This window comes from Streptomyces sp. UW30, from assembly GCF_008042075.1.
Classification (GTDB): domain Bacteria; phylum Actinomycetota; class Actinomycetes; order Streptomycetales; family Streptomycetaceae; genus Streptomyces.
On record NZ_RDBN01000034.1, the window covers coordinates 87,509 to 106,079 of the forward strand.

20 protein-coding genes are annotated in these 18,571 nt (G+C 71.3%); 7 read left to right on the forward strand and 13 right to left on the reverse strand.

Annotated features, from left to right (window positions below):
* Positions 1–2: 2 nt before the first annotated feature.
* Positions 3–557, reverse strand: a complete 555-nt coding sequence (locus EAO75_RS18130) for a PaaI family thioesterase (protein ID WP_147996127.1) — start codon at positions 555–557, stop codon at positions 3–5.
* A 99-nt stretch (positions 558–656) separates the two neighbouring features.
* Positions 657–956, reverse strand: a complete 300-nt coding sequence (locus EAO75_RS18135; protein WP_147996128.1) for a putative quinol monooxygenase — start codon at positions 954–956, stop codon at positions 657–659.
* Positions 957–1,103: 147 nt separating this feature from the next.
* On the opposite strand from EAO75_RS18135, the gene EAO75_RS18140 reads away from it, so the two are divergent.
* On the forward strand, positions 1,104–2,063 hold the full coding sequence (locus EAO75_RS18140) for a GlxA family transcriptional regulator (protein WP_222723969.1): 960 nt from the start codon (positions 1,104–1,106) through the stop codon (positions 2,061–2,063).
* A gap of 28 nt (positions 2,064–2,091) precedes the next feature.
* Here EAO75_RS18140 and EAO75_RS18145 read toward each other — a convergent pair whose 3' ends face one another.
* Positions 2,092–3,000, reverse strand: coding sequence for an SDR family oxidoreductase (locus EAO75_RS18145; protein WP_147996130.1), 909 nt, complete (start codon positions 2,998–3,000; stop codon positions 2,092–2,094).
* 86 nt (positions 3,001–3,086) lie between these two features.
* Between EAO75_RS18145 and EAO75_RS18150 the strand changes: the two genes are divergently transcribed.
* Positions 3,087–3,653 carry a TetR/AcrR family transcriptional regulator gene (locus EAO75_RS18150; RefSeq protein WP_147996131.1) on the forward strand — a complete coding sequence of 189 codons (567 nt, stop codon included), beginning with the start codon at positions 3,087–3,089 and terminating at the stop codon, positions 3,651–3,653.
* A 27-nt stretch (positions 3,654–3,680) separates the two neighbouring features.
* Here the strand turns inward: EAO75_RS18150 and EAO75_RS18155 are convergent, their stop codons facing one another.
* Together EAO75_RS18155 and EAO75_RS18160 are read right to left on the reverse strand one after the other, a co-directional pair.
* The gene (locus EAO75_RS18155) at positions 3,681–4,574 is read right to left on the reverse strand and encodes a YhjD/YihY/BrkB family envelope integrity protein (RefSeq protein ID WP_261989337.1); all 894 of its coding nucleotides are present in this window, start codon (positions 4,572–4,574) and stop codon (positions 3,681–3,683) included.
* 251 nt (positions 4,575–4,825) lie between these two features.
* Positions 4,826–6,226 carry a chloride channel protein gene (locus EAO75_RS18160; RefSeq protein ID WP_261989338.1) on the reverse strand — a complete coding sequence of 467 codons (1,401 nt, stop codon included), beginning with the start codon at positions 6,224–6,226 and terminating at the stop codon, positions 4,826–4,828.
* 356 nt (positions 6,227–6,582) lie between these two features.
* Between EAO75_RS18160 and EAO75_RS18165 the strand changes: the two genes are divergently transcribed.
* Entirely contained in the window at positions 6,583–7,377 is a 795-nt protein-coding gene (locus tag EAO75_RS18165; RefSeq protein ID WP_147996134.1) for an SDR family NAD(P)-dependent oxidoreductase, read from the forward strand.
* A gap of 3 nt (positions 7,378–7,380) precedes the next feature.
* Here EAO75_RS18165 and EAO75_RS18170 read toward each other — a convergent pair whose 3' ends face one another.
* The 3 genes from EAO75_RS18170 to EAO75_RS18180 form a co-directional block, all read right to left on the reverse strand.
* Entirely contained in the window at positions 7,381–8,190 is an 810-nt protein-coding gene (locus EAO75_RS18170; protein ID WP_147996135.1) for an alpha/beta fold hydrolase, read from the reverse strand.
* 59 nt (positions 8,191–8,249) lie between these two features.
* Positions 8,250–10,361, reverse strand: coding sequence for a SpoIIE family protein phosphatase (locus EAO75_RS18175; protein WP_147996136.1), 2,112 nt, complete (start codon positions 10,359–10,361; stop codon positions 8,250–8,252).
* Positions 10,362–10,579: 218 nt separating this feature from the next.
* Positions 10,580–11,443, reverse strand: coding sequence for an enoyl-CoA hydratase/isomerase family protein (locus tag EAO75_RS18180; RefSeq protein ID WP_147996137.1), 864 nt, complete (start codon positions 11,441–11,443; stop codon positions 10,580–10,582).
* Positions 11,444–11,534: 91 nt separating this feature from the next.
* Between EAO75_RS18180 and EAO75_RS18185 the strand changes: the two genes are divergently transcribed.
* The gene (locus tag EAO75_RS18185; RefSeq protein ID WP_147996138.1) at positions 11,535–11,900 is read left to right on the forward strand and encodes a MerR family transcriptional regulator; all 366 of its coding nucleotides are present in this window, start codon (positions 11,535–11,537) and stop codon (positions 11,898–11,900) included.
* Between the two features lie 34 nt (positions 11,901–11,934).
* Here EAO75_RS18185 and EAO75_RS18190 read toward each other — a convergent pair whose 3' ends face one another.
* Entirely contained in the window at positions 11,935–12,738 is an 804-nt protein-coding gene (locus EAO75_RS18190) for an SDR family NAD(P)-dependent oxidoreductase (protein ID WP_147996139.1), read from the reverse strand.
* Positions 12,739–12,822: 84 nt separating this feature from the next.
* Between EAO75_RS18190 and EAO75_RS18195 the strand changes: the two genes are divergently transcribed.
* The 3 genes from EAO75_RS18195 (at position 12,823) to EAO75_RS18205 (ending at position 14,985) form a co-directional block, all read left to right on the forward strand.
* Entirely contained in the window at positions 12,823–13,407 is a 585-nt protein-coding gene (locus EAO75_RS18195) for a TetR/AcrR family transcriptional regulator (protein WP_147996140.1), read from the forward strand.
* A 238-nt stretch (positions 13,408–13,645) separates the two neighbouring features.
* Positions 13,646–14,209 (forward strand): nucleoside deaminase, encoded by a 564-nt coding sequence (locus EAO75_RS18200; RefSeq protein WP_261989339.1) that lies wholly within the window; start codon positions 13,646–13,648, stop codon positions 14,207–14,209.
* Positions 14,210–14,250: 41 nt separating this feature from the next.
* Positions 14,251–14,985, forward strand: a complete 735-nt coding sequence (locus EAO75_RS18205; protein ID WP_147996141.1) for a YoaK family protein — start codon at positions 14,251–14,253, stop codon at positions 14,983–14,985.
* A gap of 131 nt (positions 14,986–15,116) precedes the next feature.
* Here the strand turns inward: EAO75_RS18205 and EAO75_RS18210 are convergent, their stop codons facing one another.
* The 4 genes from EAO75_RS18210 to EAO75_RS18225 all read right to left on the reverse strand — a co-directional run bounded on the left by EAO75_RS18210 (position 15,117) and on the right by EAO75_RS18225 (position 18,566).
* Positions 15,117–15,734, reverse strand: a complete 618-nt coding sequence (locus EAO75_RS18210) for an HD domain-containing protein (RefSeq protein WP_147996142.1) — start codon at positions 15,732–15,734, stop codon at positions 15,117–15,119.
* Positions 15,731–16,474 (reverse strand): inositol monophosphatase family protein, encoded by a 744-nt coding sequence (locus tag EAO75_RS18215; protein WP_261989340.1) that lies wholly within the window; start codon positions 16,472–16,474, stop codon positions 15,731–15,733. The genes EAO75_RS18210 and EAO75_RS18215 overlap by 4 nt, the downstream gene beginning before the upstream one ends.
* Entirely contained in the window at positions 16,449–17,477 is a 1,029-nt protein-coding gene (locus EAO75_RS47460; RefSeq protein WP_261989341.1) for a hypothetical protein, read from the reverse strand. The genes EAO75_RS18215 and EAO75_RS47460 overlap by 26 nt, the downstream gene beginning before the upstream one ends.
* 213 nt (positions 17,478–17,690) lie before the next feature.
* Positions 17,691–18,566, reverse strand: coding sequence for a hypothetical protein (locus EAO75_RS18225; RefSeq protein WP_147996143.1), 876 nt, complete (start codon positions 18,564–18,566; stop codon positions 17,691–17,693).
* Between the last annotated feature and the right edge of the window lie 5 nt (positions 18,567–18,571).

Genomic DNA, 18,571 nt, shown 5'->3' on the forward strand with positions numbered 1-18,571 from the left:
CCTCAGCCCGCGCCGGGCAGGGCGAGCACGGCGCAGGTGGCCGTTCCGTGCGCGTACAGCCTGCCGTCCAGCGCTCCGACGAGCCGTGCCTCGGCTGTCGCGGTCGTGCGGCCGACGTGCACGGCCTTGCCCTCGCAGCGCAGCGTGGGCGTGGTGTCGAGCACCGGACGGACCAGGTGCACACCGAGCTGGACGGTGGTGTAGGCGCGGCCGGCCGGCAGGGCGCTCAGTACGGCCGTGCCGAGCGCGGAGTCGAGAAGGGTCGCCATGTAGCCCCCGTGGACCGTGCCCATGGGGTTGAAGAGGTGTTCCCCCGGCTCGCCCTCGAAGACGGCCTGCCCCTCCTCGGCCGACACCAGGCGGAAGCCGAGGGTCCCGCAGATCGGAGCTTCGGGCAGACGTCCGTCCAGACCCATGCGGACCAGCTCGATGCCCGTATGGGCACCGGCGTCCGCGTAGCTCGTCGGGGGCTGCCAGGTGTGGGTGCGCGAGCGGGATCCGGCGGGGTGTGTCTCGTCGCCGGTCGCGCGGCGGTCCTGTGTGGCGGGCTGTGTCATGGTCTGTCTTTCCTCGGCAGGCCCGTGCGGGGCCTTGGTCGACGGGGGAGGGCGCCGGGCGGCGGCGCAGGTCACCCGCGCTGCCGCCCGGCGGTCGGATCAGGGAAGCTTGACCGCCAGGAGGTCGACCGGCCGGATGTCCGGTGCCTCACTGAGCATGGTCTCGGCGGCCTCCATCAGCGCCGCCGCGATCCTGCCCTGGAGGTGGCCCTGACGCCCCTGCTCGTCCTCGAAGGTGTCGAAGACCCCGAAGGTGGTGTCGCCCTGTCGGAACGCGAACCAGGTGACGGTGTGGTCCTCCTGCCGCGCCAGTTGCACGGCGTCCCGCAGCAGGGCCTCCACCTTCTCCGCGTACTCCGGCTTGGCCTCGATCCGGGCCAGCAGTCCCAGCTTCGTCATGGCGCACTCCTTGCTGTGGTCATCGGTGAACGTGGTGAACGTGCGGTGCCGGCCTGGCACCGGTTGGCGTCCGGACACCTCAGAACCTAGGCCGCCCCAATGACCTCGCCCAGTGTCGGAAACGACGCGTCCGATATCGTTTCCGTCATGCATGTGGCCGTACTGGCATACGACGGTGTCTTCGACTCCGGGCTCTGCGCCCTGCTCGACGTCCTCGAGGGGGCGAACGCCATGCGCGAGGAACTGCCCCAGCCCCCGCCCGCCTGGCAGGTGTCCACGATCGGCTTCCGCCGGCGGATCCGAACGGGAGCGGGGCATGTCGTCGAGACCCTCCCCGTCGGCACGGCGAAGGACGCGGACCTGTTGCTGGTGCCCGCGCTGGCCGAACGGCGGCCCGACGCCCTCATCGCGCATGTCTCGGGCCCGGACGCCGCACCCGTACGACGCCTGGTGGCCGCGACACGCGATCGCCGCACCCCCGTCGCGTCCGCCTGCACGGGCACGTTCCTGCTCGCCGAGTCGGGAGTCCTCGACGGGCGCCGGGCCACCACGAGTTGGTGGCTCGCACCGTACTTCCGCAAGCGCTACCCGGCGGTCACGGTCGACGAGAGCCGCATGGTCACCAGCTCCGAGGGTGTGACCACGGCCGGAGCGGCGTTCGGGCACGTCGACCTAGCGCTCGCGATCGTACGGATGAGCAGCCCGGCCCTAGCGGACCTGGTCGCGCGCTACCTCGTCGTCGACGAGCGCCCGTCGCAGGCGGCGTACACGATCTCCTCGGCCCTCGCGCAGAGCGACCCCACGCTGGCGGCCTTCGAGCGCTGGGCCCGGGTGCATCTGGACCGGTCGATCTCGATCGCCGACGCGGCACGGGCCATCGGCGTCAGCGAGCGCACGCTCCAGCGCGCCGTGCGCCGCACGCTCGGCACCTCACCCGTCCGCTTCGTCCAGGACCTGCGCGTCGAGCAGGCCTCCCACCTGCTGCGGACCACGGACCTGCCGGTGGAGGTCATCGCCCGCAAGGTCGGCTACGTGCACGCCAACACCCTCCGCATCCTGCTCCGCGAGCGCACCGGGGAGACGGTGAGTTCTCTGCGGGGGCGATGACCTCGTCCGCCACGTCATGGGCGGCGGCCTAGCCGTTGAAGTAGTGCCCCTTTGCCAGGTCTTCGAGCAGGCCGGGCCGGGTCGGCCGCCAGTCCAGCATCTCCCGTGTCAGGGCGCTCGACGCCGGCGCGTCGACTCCGAGGAATGTGCTCAGCCAGGTGAAGTGCCCGGCAGCGGCCCCCTGGGACACGGAGGTCACCGGCACGTCGAGGTGACGGCCTATCACTTCGGCGACGTCGTGGAGCGCGATGCCTTCCTCGTCGACGCCGTGCAGCACGGATCCCGCGGGCGCCTTCTCGACCGCCAGGCGGAACAGCAGTGCGGCGTCGAGGCGGTGGACGGCCGCCCAGCGGTTGGTGCCGTCGCCGAGATAGCCCGAGACCCCCTGGGCCCGGGCGATGCCGACCAGGGTCGCCATGAACCCGATGTCCCCTTCGCCGTGGCAGGTCGGAGCCAGTCGCACCACCGACGAGCGCACGCCGCGTGAGGCGAGCGCCAGAGCCGCCGCGGCGGTGGCCGCGCGGACGGACGTCGGTGAGCCGTCGATCGTGGGCAGGTCCCGCTCGGTCGACACCTGCCCCGGCTTCAACCCGACCAGGCCGGAGGCGAGGACGAAGGGGCGGTCGGTGCCGGCCAGCGCGTCGCCGAAGGTGTCGACGGCACGGCGGTCGGCCTCCGCCGCGCCCTGGTAGTCGCCGGTGAAGGCGATGTCGTGCTTGAAGGCGAGGTGCACCACCCCGTCCGAAGCGGCGGCGTGTTCGCCGAGGACGTCGAGGTCGTCCACGGTGCCGCGGACCACCTCGGCCCCGGCGGCGGTGAGGGCATCGGCGGACGCCGAGGAGCGGGCCAGCCCCACGACCTGGTGCCCCGCGTCGATGAGTTCGGGCACGAGGGCGGAGCCGATCCAGCCGGACGCGCCGGTCACGAAGATACGCATGGGAGAGTCCCCCAACTGTTGATGTCAGTGACTGTCATCGACGCTAACACCTGATGTCAGTCACTGTCATCACGTAGGATCTGCGCATGGGCAGATGGGAGCCGAACGCACGCGAACGCCTGGCGACAGCGGCGTTGGAGCTCTACAGCGAGCGGGGCTACGAACAGACCACCGTGGCGGAGATCGCCAAGCGGGCGGGTCTCACCGAGCGCACCTACTTCCGGCACTACGCCGACAAGCGCGAAGTGCTGTTCGACGGCTCCGGCGGGCTCCAGGACCTCTTCGTGAACGCCGTCGCCGAGGCTCCCGCATCCGCGGCGCCGATCGACGCGATGGCGGCCGGGCTCGACGCCGTGGCCACCGTGTTCGTCGACCGCGGGGAACACTCCCGAAAGCGCCAGGCCGTCATCGTGGCGAACGCGGAACTCCAGGAGCGCGAACTCATCAAGCTGGCCTCACTGTCGGCCGCGCTCGCCGACGCCCTGCGCCGACGCGGCGTGCGGGAGCCGGCCGCGAGCCTGACCGCCGAAGCCGGGATCGCCGTCTTCAAGATCGGCTTCGAGCGATGGGTCGCGGCGACCGGGGAAGGCACCCTGGCGGAGGCGATGCGGGAATCCCTGGAGCAGCTCAAGGCCCTGACGGCGGGCGGCTAGCCGGCGGCTGGACGGACGACGGCACGGTCAGGACTCGTCGTGATCGGCGTCGCCGGGAGGTGACGTCGGGGTGCCGAGGCGCCGCATGAGGAACGGCTCCTGGGACAGTACGGCGCCCATGCTGAGGCCGACGGTGACGGCGACGCACACCACGATCAGCCAGGACAGCAGGACGAACACCGAACCGGTGGAGCCGTAGTTCGCCAGCGCCCGGTTGAGCGCCCTCGGCATGTAGAAGTGCGCGGTCACGGACAGGGCGCTGACCGCGATCGCCGTGATGACGGCGCCCGGCAGGAGGGGCGACCAGCGGATGGCGCCGCCCAGCAGCAGATGCTGGGTCCACCACCACATGGCCAACTGGATGACGAGGATGACAGGAGTGCCGAACTCCGCTCCCCATCCGAACCCGTTGTGCAGCAGCCCTTGCAGGACCAGCGCGCCGAGCCACAGGATGATCCACGCCAGCCACCGCCACGGAGCGACTTTCGCCGCCGTCCGGGGCACCTGCCAAGCCCGTTTGCACAGCCGCTGCACCGCGCGGCTCACCGCGGTGGCCGACAGCAGCACCATCAGCGCGCCCACCAAGCCGGTCGCCTGGCGCAGATCGTCGTTCGGCGGCTGAAACGCCTGCTCCAACTGGGCCTTCGACTGCCCCGTCAGGCCGAAAACGGTAGTGACCGAGGTGATGACCTGGTCCTGCACCGCCTCCGGCGCGTACGCGCCGAGCACGAACAGCAGGGGAACGGCGGTCAGGAAGCACTGCGCCGCGATGCGGGTGGCGGAGTCGAAGACGTTCACGGACACCAGTCGGTCGACGAGTCCCGTGATCACCGGAAAGCGGGTCTCCAGGCGTGCGTGCAGGGCATGCAGCCACGCCGTCAGTCGCTGGGTACGGTCACGCCACCACGACGCGCGCAGCACGGACCGGATCCGTGGACGGGCGCCGACTGCGCGTGCAGCTCGGTCGGGTCGGCCCGACGGCGCACCGGAGCCGGACTCCTCGCCCGCACCCCCGTGGTTCATCAGATGCCGGAGCGGGCGGCACCGGGGCAGGATGCCGGGACCCCCGCCGCCGACGGCGCCCCTGCCGAACTCTCCATCGAGCCGCTCCTTCCCACCTCAAGAGTGCGCGACGAACCCGACCATGGCACCCCCGGCCGGGAAGGGAGGGGTCAGGTTTGCTCGGCGCGGTCTCCCGGCGCGTCGGAGTCCCGGTCGGGCGGCGGCTGGGCCGGCTGGCCCGGCACGGGTACGGCGCGGCCGGGCGGCAGCAACTGGACCGTCACGAAAGCCACCACGGCCGACAGGATCACCACGGGAGTCATCGCGGCGCTCCCCATGATCAGGACGACCAGCAACGCACTGCTCACGGGCAGCCGCAGCGCGGCGGCCGACGCGGCCGCCATGCCCGCCGCCAGGCCGGGCACGACCCCCAACCCGGGCAACGGCGCGACCAGCACGCCCGCCGCAGCCCCGAGGAAGAGCGCGGGAAAGATGGGGCCACCGCGCAGACTGCCCAGGCACAGCGCGTACGCCGTCGCCTTGAACAGCAGTACGGCGATCAGCGCACCGACGCCCCAGGAGTGCGGATCCTGGGCCAACTGGCCCAGCGTGGCCTGGCCGGATGACGCCACGTCCGCCGGTGACCGGTCGGTGACCAGCGTGTACACCGCCGCGCACGCCCCGGCAGCCACTGCGCAGGCCGTCGTACGCATGATCGTCCGCGTTGAGACGAACACCGCGGCCAGGCGACCGGAGTTCATGATCAGGTGCACGGCGAACCCGATCGCGACGGCCATCAGAACGGACCAGAGCACGTCCCCGGCGTCCAGCCGGGGTGTCGGCACACCCAACTCCAGCGACAGGCTGCCCGTCGAGAGGCCGGTCCAGCGGCCGAACCCGGTGAACACGAGCGAGCCGATCCCGCTGGCCAGCAGCGCCGGCAGCATGACGGCGAACAGCCGCGGGCCGCCCACTCCGGCCACCTCGATGAGGATCACCGCTCCGACCAGCGGATTGCCGAAGATCACGGGAAGCGCCGAAGCGGCACCGGCCGCTGCGAGGAGCGGGGTGCTCTGCGGCGTCACCGGGGCACGTACGAGCTGCGCGAAGAGCACGGCCAGGCCGCTGCCGAGCGCGATCAAGGGCGCTTCGGGGCCGAGCGTGGCTCCCAGCGGAAGACTGGCGAAGGCCGCGAGAACAACCCCGGGCAGGATCGACGAGCCCTGCCCCGGAGCGTGCAGACCGACGGCCGGAATATGGCCGCCGGCTCCCGGCAGATGCTTGACCACGAGAGCGACGGCGACGCCGGCGACCGCCAGCAGGGGCAGCGGCCACCACCAGGGAGGGGTGTCCCACCCCAGCTCCGAGGGCAGGTCGGCCCACAGCGCGTTCTCGAGTTCGTGCACCCCGGCCAGGAACCAGAACGCGATCAGGGAGACCGGGACACCGATCAGCGCGGAGAAGACGAGCGCCTTCTGGTAAGCCGGTCTGCGTAGCAGTTCACGCAACCGGTCGGCCTCTTCCGGCTGCGTATGGGTGGCCGGCGCAGCAGCAGACCCCGCATCAGGCACGAGCCCGTTCCTCCCGTGTCCCTCGCCGTCCGGAGGAGGCTCTCGATGGGCCCCACGCCCCCGTCTGCTGGTGCATGGCCACTCCTCAAGGGCGCTGTCGGGCCCGGTCGTATACCTGGCCGGGCGTCGATCGCCCGTGGCGCTGCCGGAGGAACAGCGTCCTCGGACATTGCAGCACTGGGCCCGGCCCCGTGCATGTTCGCGAAGTGCCTTCGGACCCGGACAGCAGCTCTCGCCAGTTGGGCGCGTGCGGTTGATTACGGCGTCTGCATGTAGCGCGCGTATGCATCTGATCTCCCGGGTACCCACGAAGCACATCCACCCGCGCCATCAGCACGCGAAAGGGGCTGCGAGGCATGCAGATCGATCTGAAGGGGCGCACCGCGCTGGTCACCGGCTCCACCCAGGGCATCGGCGCGGCGATCGCCGTCGGCCTTGCCCGCGCGGGTGCCCGCGTGGGGGTGAACGGCCGGAGTCCCGAGCGTGTGGAGCAGAGTGTCGCGGCACTGGCCAAGGAGGTGCCGGGCGCCGAGTGGGTGCCGGTGGCGGCGGACGTGACCACCCAGGAGGGCGCGGACCAGGTGGCCGAGACGCTGCCGGACGTGGACATCCTCGTCAACAACCTCGGCATCTTCGGCGCCGCCGACCCCCTGGAGATCAGCGACGAGGAGTGGCGCCGCTACTTCGAGGTGAACGTGCTGTCCGCCGTACGGCTGACGCGGCTGGTCCTTCCCGGCATGACCGAACGCGGCTGGGGGCGCGTGCAGTACATCGCGAGCGACTCGGCGATCGTCACTCCGGCCGAGATGATCCATTACGGCATGTCCAAGACGGCTCTGCTCGCGGTCAGCCGGGGCTTCGCCAAGCAGGCCGCGGGCACGGGCGTCACGGTGAACTCGGTCATCGCGGGGCCCACCCACACGGGCGGGGTGGAGGACTTCGTCTACGAACTGGTGGACCGCAGCCTGCCCTGGGACGAGGCCCAGCGCGCGTTCATGCGTCAACACCGGCCGCAGAGCCTGCTGCAACGGCTGATCGAACCGGAGGAGATCGCGCACATGGTGGTCTACCTCAGCTCCGACCAAGCCTCCGCCACCACCGGCGGAGCGCTGCGCGTCGACGGCGGATACGTCGACTCGATCCTGCCGTGACGGTCAGGCCGGGGTGCCGCTCGCGGGGGCCGCACCCTGGTGACGCCGTATGGGGAACATCGTGGGGACCGGTTCATTGGCGAGGAAGTCGAGGATGATCCGGTTGACGTCCGCGGGCTTCTCCATCAGCAGCGCGTGGGACGTTCCGGGTACGACGGCCAGCTCGGATCCGGGGATCGCGCGGTACAGGGCGATCGTGTGCTCGAGCGTGATCAGGTCGTCGTCCCCGACGAGGACCAGCGTCGGCGCGCTGATGCGGCTCAGATCCTCCAACGGGATGGCCGGCTCGGTGCGGAACATCTCGACCATCTTGCCGACGACGACCGGCCAGTGGGCCGCACCGTCGGGTGACACCGCTTCGTACATCTCCCGGAACACAGCCATGTCGGGAGCGTCCGGCGTCAGCTGTTCGAGCATCTCGGGCGCCGCACCGCTCTGTGGGTTCGGGAGGAAGTTGGCGCCCATGGCCACGACCTTCCTGACCAGGTCGGGACGGGCGACGGCGACGAGCAGGGCGACGACACCGCCGTCGCTCCATCCGACGAGATGAGCGGGGCCGTCCACGACCGACTCGATGAAGGCGATGGTGTCGTCGGCCATGTCCCGGTACGACAGCGGTCCGTCGACGTCGGGCGTACGCCCGTGCCCGCGACGCTCGGGAAGCAGCACCCGCAAGCGCGCCGCGAACTCGGCGCGTTGAGCCCCCCACGTCTCGTTCGTGCACAAGCCGCCGTGGAGGAGGAGCAACGGGTCACCGGCACCGTCCGTCTCGTACCACGTCCTGACGCCGGGGAGCTCCACGTAGTCACCCATCGTTCCCGACCTTTCGAAGGGGCCGCCGTCCGGTACCAGCCTCCGCCCTCGGCGCTCGCTCAGGGCTCGGCGAGACGGTTGGGCTGGAGCAGGAGCAGGGCGATGTCGTCGGTGTGCTGGTTGGTGCGCCGGCTGTGGTGCACGAGGCTGTCCGCGAGCTGGTGCAGGGGCAGGTCGCCCGACTCGCCGAGGTGGTGTGCGAGGTCGGCGATGGTCCGGGTGATGTCGGTGCCGGGGTCCTCGACGAGTCCGTCGGTGTAGAGGGCGAGGAGCGTCTCCGGCGGCAGGGGCAGTGTGGTGAGGGGATAGGAGGGAGTGCCGAAGCCGAGGCCGAGTGGCGGGCCCGGATGGATGTCGACGGCATCGGCGCGGTTGTCGGGGTGCCGCAGAAGCGGGGGCGGGTGCCCGGCGCTGGCCAGGGACACCTGGTGGCGGGCGAGGTCGAGGTGGGCGTAGAGGCAGGAGACGAACYGGCCGGCGTTCAGGTCGGCGAGGTCACGGTCGGTACGCGCGAGGACCTGGTCGGGAGTTGCTCCGGCCGTGGCGTGGGAGTGCACGGCCATCCGGACCTGGCCCATGAGGGCGGCCGCCACCATGTCGTGGCCCTGCACGTCTCCGATGACCGCTGCGGCGGTGGTGCTGTCGAGGCGGATCAGGTCGTAGAAGTCGCCGCCGATGTTCATGCCCTGGCCGGCCGGGAGGTAGCGGGCGGCGACCTCGAGTCCGGTGACGGTGGGCAGAGCGTGCGGCAGGAGGGTCTGCTGGAGGGCGAGCGCGAGGCCGTGTTTGGCGTCATAGAGGCGTGCACGGTCCAGTGCCTGGGCGATGAGACCGGCCAGGGGCGTGAGGATGGAGCGCTCGGCGACCGTGAACGTGTGGGGGTGGTTGTAGGCGAGCAGGAGACAGCCGATGGGGCGTCCGGAGCTGAGGAGCGGCAGGAACGCCCACGATTGTTTGTCGCTGAGCCGCGGTGCCCGGGGGTAGATGCGGGCCAGTTCGCTGCGGTCGGCGAAGAACGAGGACGTGCCGTTGGCCAGGACGCGGCCCGCCGGAGTCAGGTCGGCGTCCGCGGACAGGCCGTCGAACTGGTCGATGACGGCGGGCTCGTAGCCCCGGTACCCGATGATCCGGATACGGCCCGCGTCGGCGGTGGACATGATCATGCCGTGGGCGCCGAAGACGGGCAGGATCTGGTCGGCGACCAGATCGACGACGTCCTGGACACCGACGGTTTCGGTCAGTGCGGCGGCCAGACCCATCAGGAGATGGATACGGCTGTCCGGCGGAGCGCCGGTGGAGGCGGACGGCATGCCGATGGGCTTGGCCGAGTGGTCCGGGGTGACGAGGATGCTGGTCCCGCTGTCGTCCGTGTGGATACGCAGGTCGAGCCACTGGTCCGGTGGGCGCAGCACGGTCAGCGCGAGAGGCTCGCGGCTGCTCATCGCGACGCGGTACGCGTCCATGTACGCGATGTTGTCCAGCCAGGGCAGCGACTGCCACGGCTGGGTTCCCAGCAGTTTCTCCAGGGGGCTGCCCAGCAGACTCGCGGCGGCGGTGTTGACGTAGGTGATACGCCCCGCGAGATCGAGGGCGAGGGTGCCGACGGGCAGGCGTTCCACCAGTTCGGCCGCCGAGTCCGCGGACTGTGGGCTCGGCTGCGTGTGGCGGGGCGCGACGAAGCGGGGACGTTCCGGAATGACGGGAGGGAAGGCCGCGGCGTTGAGCACCCGGGTGATCCGCCGGGCGCTGGAGGCCATGCGTCCGCGTTCACGAGTGCTGAGGCGGGGGGAGCGGTCGGGGGCCCACAGCAGCAGCAGCGTGCCCCGGCAGTGGCGGACCCCTCTGAGCGGGACGAGTGCGAACGCGAGTTCATAGGGGATGCTCGCCGCGACGCGCGGGTAGCTGCGGGACAGCTCCTCCAGGGAGCTCACCCAGACGATGCGGTCGCCCCGCACCGAGTCCTGCGCGGGACCGTGGGCCGCATAGGCGGTTCGCCACCATGGTGCGAAGACGTCGATCGGTATCCCGCACAGGGCGACCAGACCCAGGACCGCTTCGGTCGGGTCCAGTACGTAGAGGCCCCCGTACCTGGCACCGGTGCGGTGCACCGCCGCAGCCAACGCCTCACTGAGCGGATCAGCTGCGTCTGGCGTCTCACCGGCCCCGGTCATATGGCGCAACACCTAACGCCCATATCAAGAACGCTAAGCCCGAGCGGGGGCGAAAGCATGTGGATCAGGCGCCGCGCGGGTCTTCCGGGCGGCACGCGACCGACCCGGCCGCCTCCTTGTTCCTCCTTGTTCGAGCGGCCGGGTCGGACGGTCCGGTCTCCCGGCGCGTGGGTGTCCGCGGTGAGACCGTGCGGGGTGTTGGTGCAAGGCGGCAGGGCTCAGGCAAGGCGGTCCAGTGACGCCTCCAGGTCGAGTTCGCCCTCGCGGGTCTGGGCGCCGGCCGCCACCGCGGCCCGCATGCGCTCGACCACGGCATCCGGCGCCGGGTAGACCCCGCCGAGGGCCTTGCTCTCCTCGCGGAGCCCCTCCAGCAGGCCCCCGCCGGCGGCCGCGGCACCGACCGCCGCCTTCGCCGCGGCGATCTGTTCCGGACGCAGCGCCGCTATGCGCAGGGCTAGGGCGTCGACGAAGGCGTCGAGCTCCTCGGCCGGGAGGGCGCGGTTGATCCAGCCGTAGCGCTCGGCTGTCTCGGCGTCGAAGAGGTTTCCGCCGAGGATCACCTCCAGCGCCCTGGCACGGCCCACCAGCGGGGGCAGCAGCTGGGTGCCGCCGCCTCCGGGGATGATGCCCATCCGGGTCTCGGGCTGGGCGAGCCAGGTCCGTCCCCTGGCCCCGAAACGCATGTCGAGTGCCATCGCCAGCTCGTTGCCGCCGCCCCGAAGGCGCCCCGCGAGCTTGGCGATCGTGACCTGCGGCAGCGCGCGCAGGCGCAGCATCAGCTTCTGCATCGGGTTGATCAGGGACTCGTCGCCGCCGGTCCCGGCGTCCGGGCTGGCCAAGTCCGCGAAGGTCTCGGGCCGGAGCATGAAGCCCAGATCGACATGGGCGACGAAGAAGTCGGGGTCGGCGCTCTGCACCACGATCACCCGCACGCCCTCGTCTTCGCGGACGGCCCCGACGAAGTCGTGGAGCTCGTTGATGAGCGTCGTGTCCAGCATGTTGACCGGCGGATTGTCGAGCGTCACATGAGCCACGCCCGCGTCGACCGCCACCCGCAGTCCCTGGTAGTCGTCGTACGGCATTTCGTCCTTCTCTCGATGAAGCATCTGGCCACAGGCCCGTTCATCGGTCACGCTAAAAGCTGACGTTGACGTGAGAGGCAAGGGAAATGTGATGCGCATCGGTGAGCTCGCCGTCAGGACGGGTGTGAGCGTGCGAGCGCTGCGCTACTACGAGGAGCAGCACCTGCTCGCCTCCGAACGCAGCGCCGGCGGGCAGCGCCACTACGCGGTCGGCGCGGTCGACCGCGTCCTGCTGATCCAGCAGCTGTACGCGGCGGGCCTGCCGAGCAGGTCGATCGTGGAACTGCTGCCGTGCGTCGTGACCGGCGAGGTGACGCCGGAACTCCTCGAACGGCTGTCGGCGGAGCGGGACCGTATCAACGACCGGATCGGCTCCCTGGTGGACACCCGGGACAGGCTGGACACCCTCATCACGACGGCCACCAAGACGTTCAGCACGGGCCGGCCCTGCCCCTGACGAGCGCGCGATCACGCCGCCGTTCCCGCGCACCTCACGCCCCCTCGGCGGTGAGCCGGCCGATGGCCCGGATGACCTGCCGTCGGGTGGCCAGCCGGCGGGCGAGGAAGGCCAGCATCCGGTTCAGACGTCCCGCGATGACGCTGGGCGGCGGGTTTCTGCGGTCCAGGGCGGCCAGCGCGGTGCGGACGACGTCGACGGGTGAGGCGAGCTTGGTCCCTCCGGCGGCCTGCGTGGTGCCCGCGACGTCGAAGAACTCGGTCCGGGTGGCGCCGGGGGAGAGGGCCAGCACCCGCAGACCGGAGCCGCGCGACTCCTCCCACAGTGCCTCGGTGAGGCTGAGCACGAACGCCTTGGTCGCCCCGTAGAGAGCCATGCGCGGGTTGGGCTGGTACGCGGCCATGCTCGCCACGTTGACCAGCACCCCGCGCCCCGCGGCACGCAGTTGCTCGATGAAGGCGCGGCTGATGTCGGCCACCGCGGTCACATCGACGGCGATCTCTCGGCGCAGCCGGGCCGGATCGGCCTGGTGGAAGGCGCCGAAGGTGGCGAACCCGGCGTTGTTGATCACGCTCGTGACGTGCAGTCCGAGCCCCTCCACCCGCGCGGCCAGCGCCTGCCCGGGGTTGTCCATCGCCAGGTCCATCTCCACCACATGGACCTCGATCTTGTGATGGGCGCGCAGCTCGGCGGCCAGTTCCTCCAGGCGGTCCTTGCGGCGGGCGACCAGCACGAGGTCGCAGCCCCGGGTGGCGAGTTGGCGCGCGAACTCTGCGCCGAGGCCGGCGCTGGCGCCGGTGATGAGAGTGGTCTGACCGTGGTAGTCGACGGCTGACATGGCATGCCCTTCTTTCAGTCGATGCCTAGCTGGCAGTTAATGCCAAGTAGGCGGTCGCTGTCCAGTGGGGGTAGCCTGACGCCCATGACGACCTTGTGGGACCGCTCACGGCAGGTGGCGGTCGAGGCGATCCTGGACACCGCGGTCCGCCTGTTCACCGAGCAGGGCTACGAGCAGACGACGATCGCGCAGATCGCGCGAGAGGCGGGGATCTCGCAGCGCTCCCTGTTCCGCTACTTCGGCACCAAGGAGGACCTGGTCTGCGGGGACCAGGAGGCGCTGGGCGAGCTGCTGAGGCAGACCGTCGAACAGCAGCCGGCCGAGGTCTGCGCCTGGGACGCCCTGCGCGCAGGATTCGAGGTCGCCCTGACCGCCGGCCACACCCCCGAGCGGGTCCTGGAGCTGTCCCGCCTCATTTTCGACACCCCCTCGCTGCACGCCCGCTACATCGAGAAGCGACTGCGCTGGCAGGCCGAACTCGTCCCGGTCGTCCAGGCCCGGCTGGATCCCGGCCCCGGCGACGCCTCCGACCCGCGGGCCAGGGCGATCGTCGCGACGGTCTTCGCCTGCGTCGACACGGCGACCGAGCTCTGGGCCCGCCACGACGGACAACTCGACCTGGCGGAGCTCTACGACCAGTGCCTCGCAGCGGTGCGGGGCACGGACTGAGGCGCGCACCGCCAAGCAGGCCCTCGGAACCGTCCGCCGCGCGTTCCCCGGCCATGGGGTGCATGAGCGGGAAGCTCACTGGACACCATCAGTGATGATCCGGCTACCTTACGGATCCGCAGTGTCAGATTCGGTGTCAGGTGAGGAGAAACGCATGGACTCGGGCAGGCGTCAGTTCCTTGGCAGGTGCGGAGCCGTGCTGACGGGAGTCGCGGCGCCACTCGCACTCCCTCAGGACTTGCTCCAGGAGAGTCACGCCCGCCCGGACCTCGCCGCCGGGACGAGCGCCGCGACGGACCCGCGGACCGGTGCTTCGCACGAGCGGTTCATGTGGCTGGCCATCGAGCAGGCCCGCAGGAACCCCGAGTGGCCGTTCGGCGCGGTGATCGTCGACACCCGCACCGGCGAGGTCCTAGGGAGCGGCGTCAACACCGGCGATGACAGCCCGCTGCTGCACGGCGAGGTGGTCGCCATGAACGACTACGTACGTCGACAGGGCAACCAGGGCTGGGCCGACACCACCCTCTACACGACGGGTGAGCCCTGCTCGATGTGCATGAGCGCCATGGCGTGGGCGAATCTGCGGCGCGTCGTCTGGGCCAGCTCGATCGACGACATCCGCCGCACCGGGGTCATCCAGATCGACCTGACCGCGCGTCAGGTGGCCGCCTCCGCGCGGTCCTTCTACAAGCCTGTGCTGCTCCTGGGCGGAGTGCTGGCGGACCACACGAACCACCTCTTCCGAGAGGCCCAACGACTGCGCGAGAGTCTCCCGGACGCGTCCGGCGTGCAGCACGGGTAGACGCAGTCGGCGCCCCATACGGAACGTTATGCTCGGGCACTGTGAGTGATCAGCTGGGCGGACAGGCCAGAGAGCACCCGGTGCCACCGCCCACGGAGCCGGCGACGGCCCTGCACCTTGCCGTCGTCCTCCTGGTGGCGGCGTCCGGAGCCGTGGAAACCATCTCCTTCATCGCGTTGGACCATGTCTTCGCCGGAGTCATGACCAGCAACCTGGCCCTGCTCGGGATGGCGATCGGTCGGGGGCAGTCAACGGGCGTGACCGCCGCGGTGCTGGCGTTGACCGGCTTCGCTCTGGGCGCGGCCGTGACCGCCCGGCTCACCCGCCGGCGCGAGGACATGGTCACGCGCTGGGCGCCGCCGGTGGTGTTCTGCCTGGCCGGAGAGGCCGTCCTGCTGGCCTTGGGCGCCGGGATCTGGGCCGCCATGGGCGGAGCGCCACAGCGAACGGCGCGGGACGCCCTGCAGTTCGGTGCCGCGGCGGCGATGGGCATCCAATCGGCGGCCATGGTGGCGGCAGGCCGGGCGGCGTCACCGACCACCTATCTGACCGGCACGCTGGCCACGTACATCGTGAAGGGTGCGGGAGCGGGCCGCCGGGATCGCTGGGTGCCTGCTCAGCTGGCGGCTCTGATGGTGGGAGCGGGGGCTTCCATGGCAGTGCTGCGGGCGGCACCGCGCTGGACCGGCGTGCTTCCGGTGGTGCTGGTGGTGTGCGCCATCCTGGCCGCCGGCACGCCGGTGATCCGGATGCGGCGCAGCTCGCCCGGCCGTTGACGGCCGGCCGCGCCTGCCGGGGGCACTCGTAGGCCCTGTGCTGCGGTGGACCTTGTGCACCGGCACGGGGCATTCCGCCCGGTGATCGCGGAGCGGGCCGGCCGCGTGTCCGGCCCGCTCCGCGCCACCCGTCAGACTTCCGGCGCGGCGAAGCAGCGGGCGTGGGCCGCGAGCAGTGCAGGCATCGGCAGCTGCGGGCCGTCCGGGTCCTTCGCGGCGTCGTCCCAGCGGCGCAGCGCCACCGCGTCCGAGGCCAGCGGATGGGCCGCGAACTCGGCCACCTCCCGCTCGTCCATCGGACCGCCCTGGACCTTCAGTGACGCGATGGACACCCGGCTGAGCAGGGCGTGGTAGGCCGGATCGGTCGCCACGAGATAGCACTTGGCCGGTACGTGCTGGGCGATGACCCACGCGGCCCGTTCGCTCAGCCGACGCCGGGCGAACTCCGCGCCCGCCAACTCGTGCGGCAGACCCGGGTGTTCGGCCCGCACCGGCCGGGCGCGGCCGATGTCGTGCAGCGCCGCGGCGACGACCAGCTCGTCGTCCGCACCGGCCTGAGTCGCCAGCCACGCCGTCTGCAGCGCGTGCATGCGCTGGTCGACGGCCTCACCGTCGTACGGCAGACCCGCGAGGCCGTCGACCAGCGCGGCCAGTTCCTCGCCGGCGAGCTGGTCATGAGCGGCGTCCTGGTCGCGAGGGTCGTGAGAGTCCTCAGGGTCGTGAGAGTCGTCAGGGATGCGGGATGTCACTGTTCCTCCGTTCCGCGGATGGTCTCCGCGAATTCCTCGGCGAGCTGTGGCGTCGCCGCGACCACGCCTGACCAGCGCCGGGTGAGGTCGGGATCGATCTCCAGTGGGCGGCCGTGCACATCGATCACCGCGCCGCCCGCCGCGGGTACGGTCACCATCGCGGCCGCAAGGTCCACGATCCGGTGCGTGTCGGAGCGGGCGTCGGCGAACGCGTCCGTCGACCCCTCGGCCACCAGCACCGCTTCCAGGCAACTCGTCGACAGGATGCGGGTCCTGGCGGCCCGCGTCGCCACCCGCCACCACGCGTCGGCGATGTGCTGCTGCGGCCGCAGCAGACTGACCGCCGCACCGTCCAGTTCCGTACGGCCGTTCGTGCGGTACGGCGACGGCTGCCCCGCCACCGTGTGCCAGCAGCGGCCCGTGTCCAGCCAACAGGTCAGCGCCTGAGTCGGCACCCCGTCCACCGCGATGACGCCCGCGAAGGCCGACAGCGGCACACCGGACGCGGCGTTCGCCGTACCGTCCACCGGGTCGGTGACGAGCGTGACGGCGGAACCGTTGTCGATGTGCCCCAGTTCCTCGCTGAGCAGGTTGATCCGATGGGCGTTCACCACCTCGGCGATCGCGGTGTCCACCAGGATGTCCAGCCGCATCGTCGGTGTGCCGTCCGCGCCCTCCCGGACCTTCTCGGCGAGCTGAGCCCGGTCGTAGGTCTCACGCGTGGCACGGAAGGCAGTCACGGCGGCCCGGGTCGCCGCGGCCAGCGCCGGGTGGACACCGCAGGGCAGGTGCGGCTCCGGCACGGGCCACGCGATCCGGGCGCTCGGGGAGGCCGGGTCGTTCATCGGGATCGAGCCGCTCAGCCGCCCCACCCTCCGATGCCGCGCGCAGCACCGCCGCCACGACGGGCCACGGGCGCCCCGGCTCGGCCAGCACCAGGTCGGCCCGCCGGGCCGGAGGGGGCGCACGTACGGGCGGCGTACAACGGGCCTCGTTCGACAGGTCCGCGTTCACCGACGAGCGCCGGCACGCGATGGCGGCCGGACTGCCGTACGCCGAGGCTCGGTTCCTCGTCGCGTACGACGACCGGGGCGACGCCGGGACGCCTGGCGCCGACGTCTTGTCCTTGAGGCTGAGGCCGCCTTCGATCACCTTCGAGTCGGCGGCAGGCGCCATGCACTTGCTCAGCAGCGGTTCGCCGGCCTCCGCGCCTCCGGAGAGGCCGACGCGGCTGGGACCGCTGCCCTTGCCGTCACTCACGTCGAAGCTGATCCCCATGCGGACATGCCGCTTCAGATAGTCGTCCGAGGCGTCGACGTTGCCCCCGGTGCGCACAAGGCGCCCGGTCACGTTGGCGGTGGGGCCGCCGCTGGTCAGGCAATCGACCTTGAAGTCACCCCAATTGACCTTCTCGGGCTCACCATTGGCTGCCGGCATGCGGTGGTGCATGCGGAAGGTGCCCCAGGCTTTGTCGGGCTTGGCCCAGGCCTCGCCCTTGAAGGTGGCGTGGGCGTCGACCGTGATCCGGATGTCGTGACCGGGGTCGGGGTAGTCCATGCGACCGTGGCCTGTGAGGCTGGAGACGAGGGTTGTGGACGAGGCGGAGGCCGACGCGGTCCTGTCGGGCGCGGACGAGGGTGCCGTCGACGCCGAGGCGATCCCCGCGGTCGTCGCCACCGCAGCGGTCGCCGCGAGGAAGGTGACGGCACGGTGGGGCAGCTTGAAACCGGACGTGCTGGGCATGGTGGAGCTCCGATCGGGTCGTGGAACCCGAAGCCGCGTAGTGAAGGCACCTCCGCTTCGCCACGACCGATCCCGCTCAACACCTGCCCCGCACACGTCAGTCACCGGTCGTGACCCCTACCGCCGTGCGGATGAGCCACCGGTGAAGCGATCCCACTGACGATGTACGCCACGACGAACCGCGGCGGCGTCGGGTCCTCTCGCCGTGCCGAGTCAGCTGCGGGAAGCAGCGGACCGTGTCAGCAGGACGTGTCCGCTCGCGCCCGCGCACAGCAGGCCCGCCACCATGCAGACGAGGCTGAGGGCAGGGCCGGAGCTCCACTCGATGTGGGCGGCGCGGGCGGCCAGAACGACGGTCATGGCGGCCGCGGTGCCGGGCAGGGCGATCAGGGCCGGGCGGGTGCGGGTCAGGTCGTCCTCCGCGAGGGCACCCAGGACGCCGACTCCGAGAGCGAGAGCCCATACGCCGAGTGCCTGTGTGTCGAGGCGGTTGGTGTGCCAGGGGACGAGGTCGGCCCAGAAACCGGGCCGGATCAGCAGGCCGGTGCCGATGCCCAGCCATGCCGAGCCCAGTACGGCCAAGGCCGGTTTGGACCAGCCCGGCAGTGGGGCGGCGGGGGTCCTGCCCGGCTGGGCGGGCACGCGGTGTTGCAGGGCCAGTGCGATCACGGCCCACACGCAGAGCAGGCCCAGGACGAGTATCCAGCCCAGGCTGAACAGGACGGACAGGACGGGGCCGCCCTCGGCGATGTAGAGCCGGTCGGCGTTGAGCAGCGTCACCGTGCACAGGCCGACCAGGACGACGGCCAACGGGTGGAGCAGGGTGCGCGCTTCCTCCCAGTGCTGTGCCCGGCCTACGGCGAACAGGCCCGGCGCGGTGCCCAGCATGGCGGCGCCGATCAGGCCCGGGTTCAGCGACTCGGGAGAGGGCCAGGCGCCGAAGACCTGGCCGGTGAGACTCACGGCCGCCAAGAGTCCGCCGACGAGAAGGCTGGTCACCGCCACCGCGGTGGCCAGCATGGCCACTCCAGCGGTCAGCGGGCGTCCGCCGGAGGCTGCGCGGGCGGGGGTGTCGGATGCCTGTGTCATGAGGT

What these genes read in the sequence shown, in the direction of transcription:
- EAO75_RS18145 (WP_147996130.1), bottom strand. Translation starts at nt 3,000, where the DNA reads ATGCGTATCTTCGTGACCGGCGCGTCCGGCTGGATCGGCTCCGCCCTC.
- EAO75_RS18195 (WP_147996140.1), top strand. Translation starts at nt 12,823, where the DNA reads ATGACGACCTTGTGGGACCGCTCACGGCAGGTGGCGGTCGAGGCGATC.
- EAO75_RS18140 (WP_222723969.1), top strand. Translation starts at nt 1,104, where the DNA reads ATGCATGTGGCCGTACTGGCATACGACGGTGTCTTCGACTCCGGGCTC.
- EAO75_RS18165 (WP_147996134.1), top strand. Translation starts at nt 6,583, where the DNA reads ATGCAGATCGATCTGAAGGGGCGCACCGCGCTGGTCACCGGCTCCACC.
- EAO75_RS18135 (WP_147996128.1), bottom strand. Translation starts at nt 956, where the DNA reads ATGACGAAGCTGGGACTGCTGGCCCGGATCGAGGCCAAGCCGGAGTAC.
- EAO75_RS18170 (WP_147996135.1), bottom strand. Translation starts at nt 8,190, where the DNA reads ATGGGTGACTACGTGGAGCTCCCCGGCGTCAGGACGTGGTACGAGACG.
- EAO75_RS18190 (WP_147996139.1), bottom strand. Translation starts at nt 12,738, where the DNA reads ATGTCAGCCGTCGACTACCACGGTCAGACCACTCTCATCACCGGCGCC.
- EAO75_RS47460 (WP_261989341.1), bottom strand. Translation starts at nt 17,477, where the DNA reads ATGCCCAGCACGTCCGGTTTCAAGCTGCCCCACCGTGCCGTCACCTTC.
- EAO75_RS18150 (WP_147996131.1), top strand. Translation starts at nt 3,087, where the DNA reads ATGGGCAGATGGGAGCCGAACGCACGCGAACGCCTGGCGACAGCGGCG.
- EAO75_RS18225 (WP_147996143.1), bottom strand. Translation starts at nt 18,566, where the DNA reads ATGACACAGGCATCCGACACCCCCGCCCGCGCAGCCTCCGGCGGACGC.
- EAO75_RS18180 (WP_147996137.1), bottom strand. Translation starts at nt 11,443, where the DNA reads ATGCCGTACGACGACTACCAGGGACTGCGGGTGGCGGTCGACGCGGGC.
- EAO75_RS18185 (WP_147996138.1), top strand. Translation starts at nt 11,535, where the DNA reads ATGCGCATCGGTGAGCTCGCCGTCAGGACGGGTGTGAGCGTGCGAGCG.
- EAO75_RS18130 (WP_147996127.1), bottom strand. Translation starts at nt 557, where the DNA reads ATGACACAGCCCGCCACACAGGACCGCCGCGCGACCGGCGACGAGACA.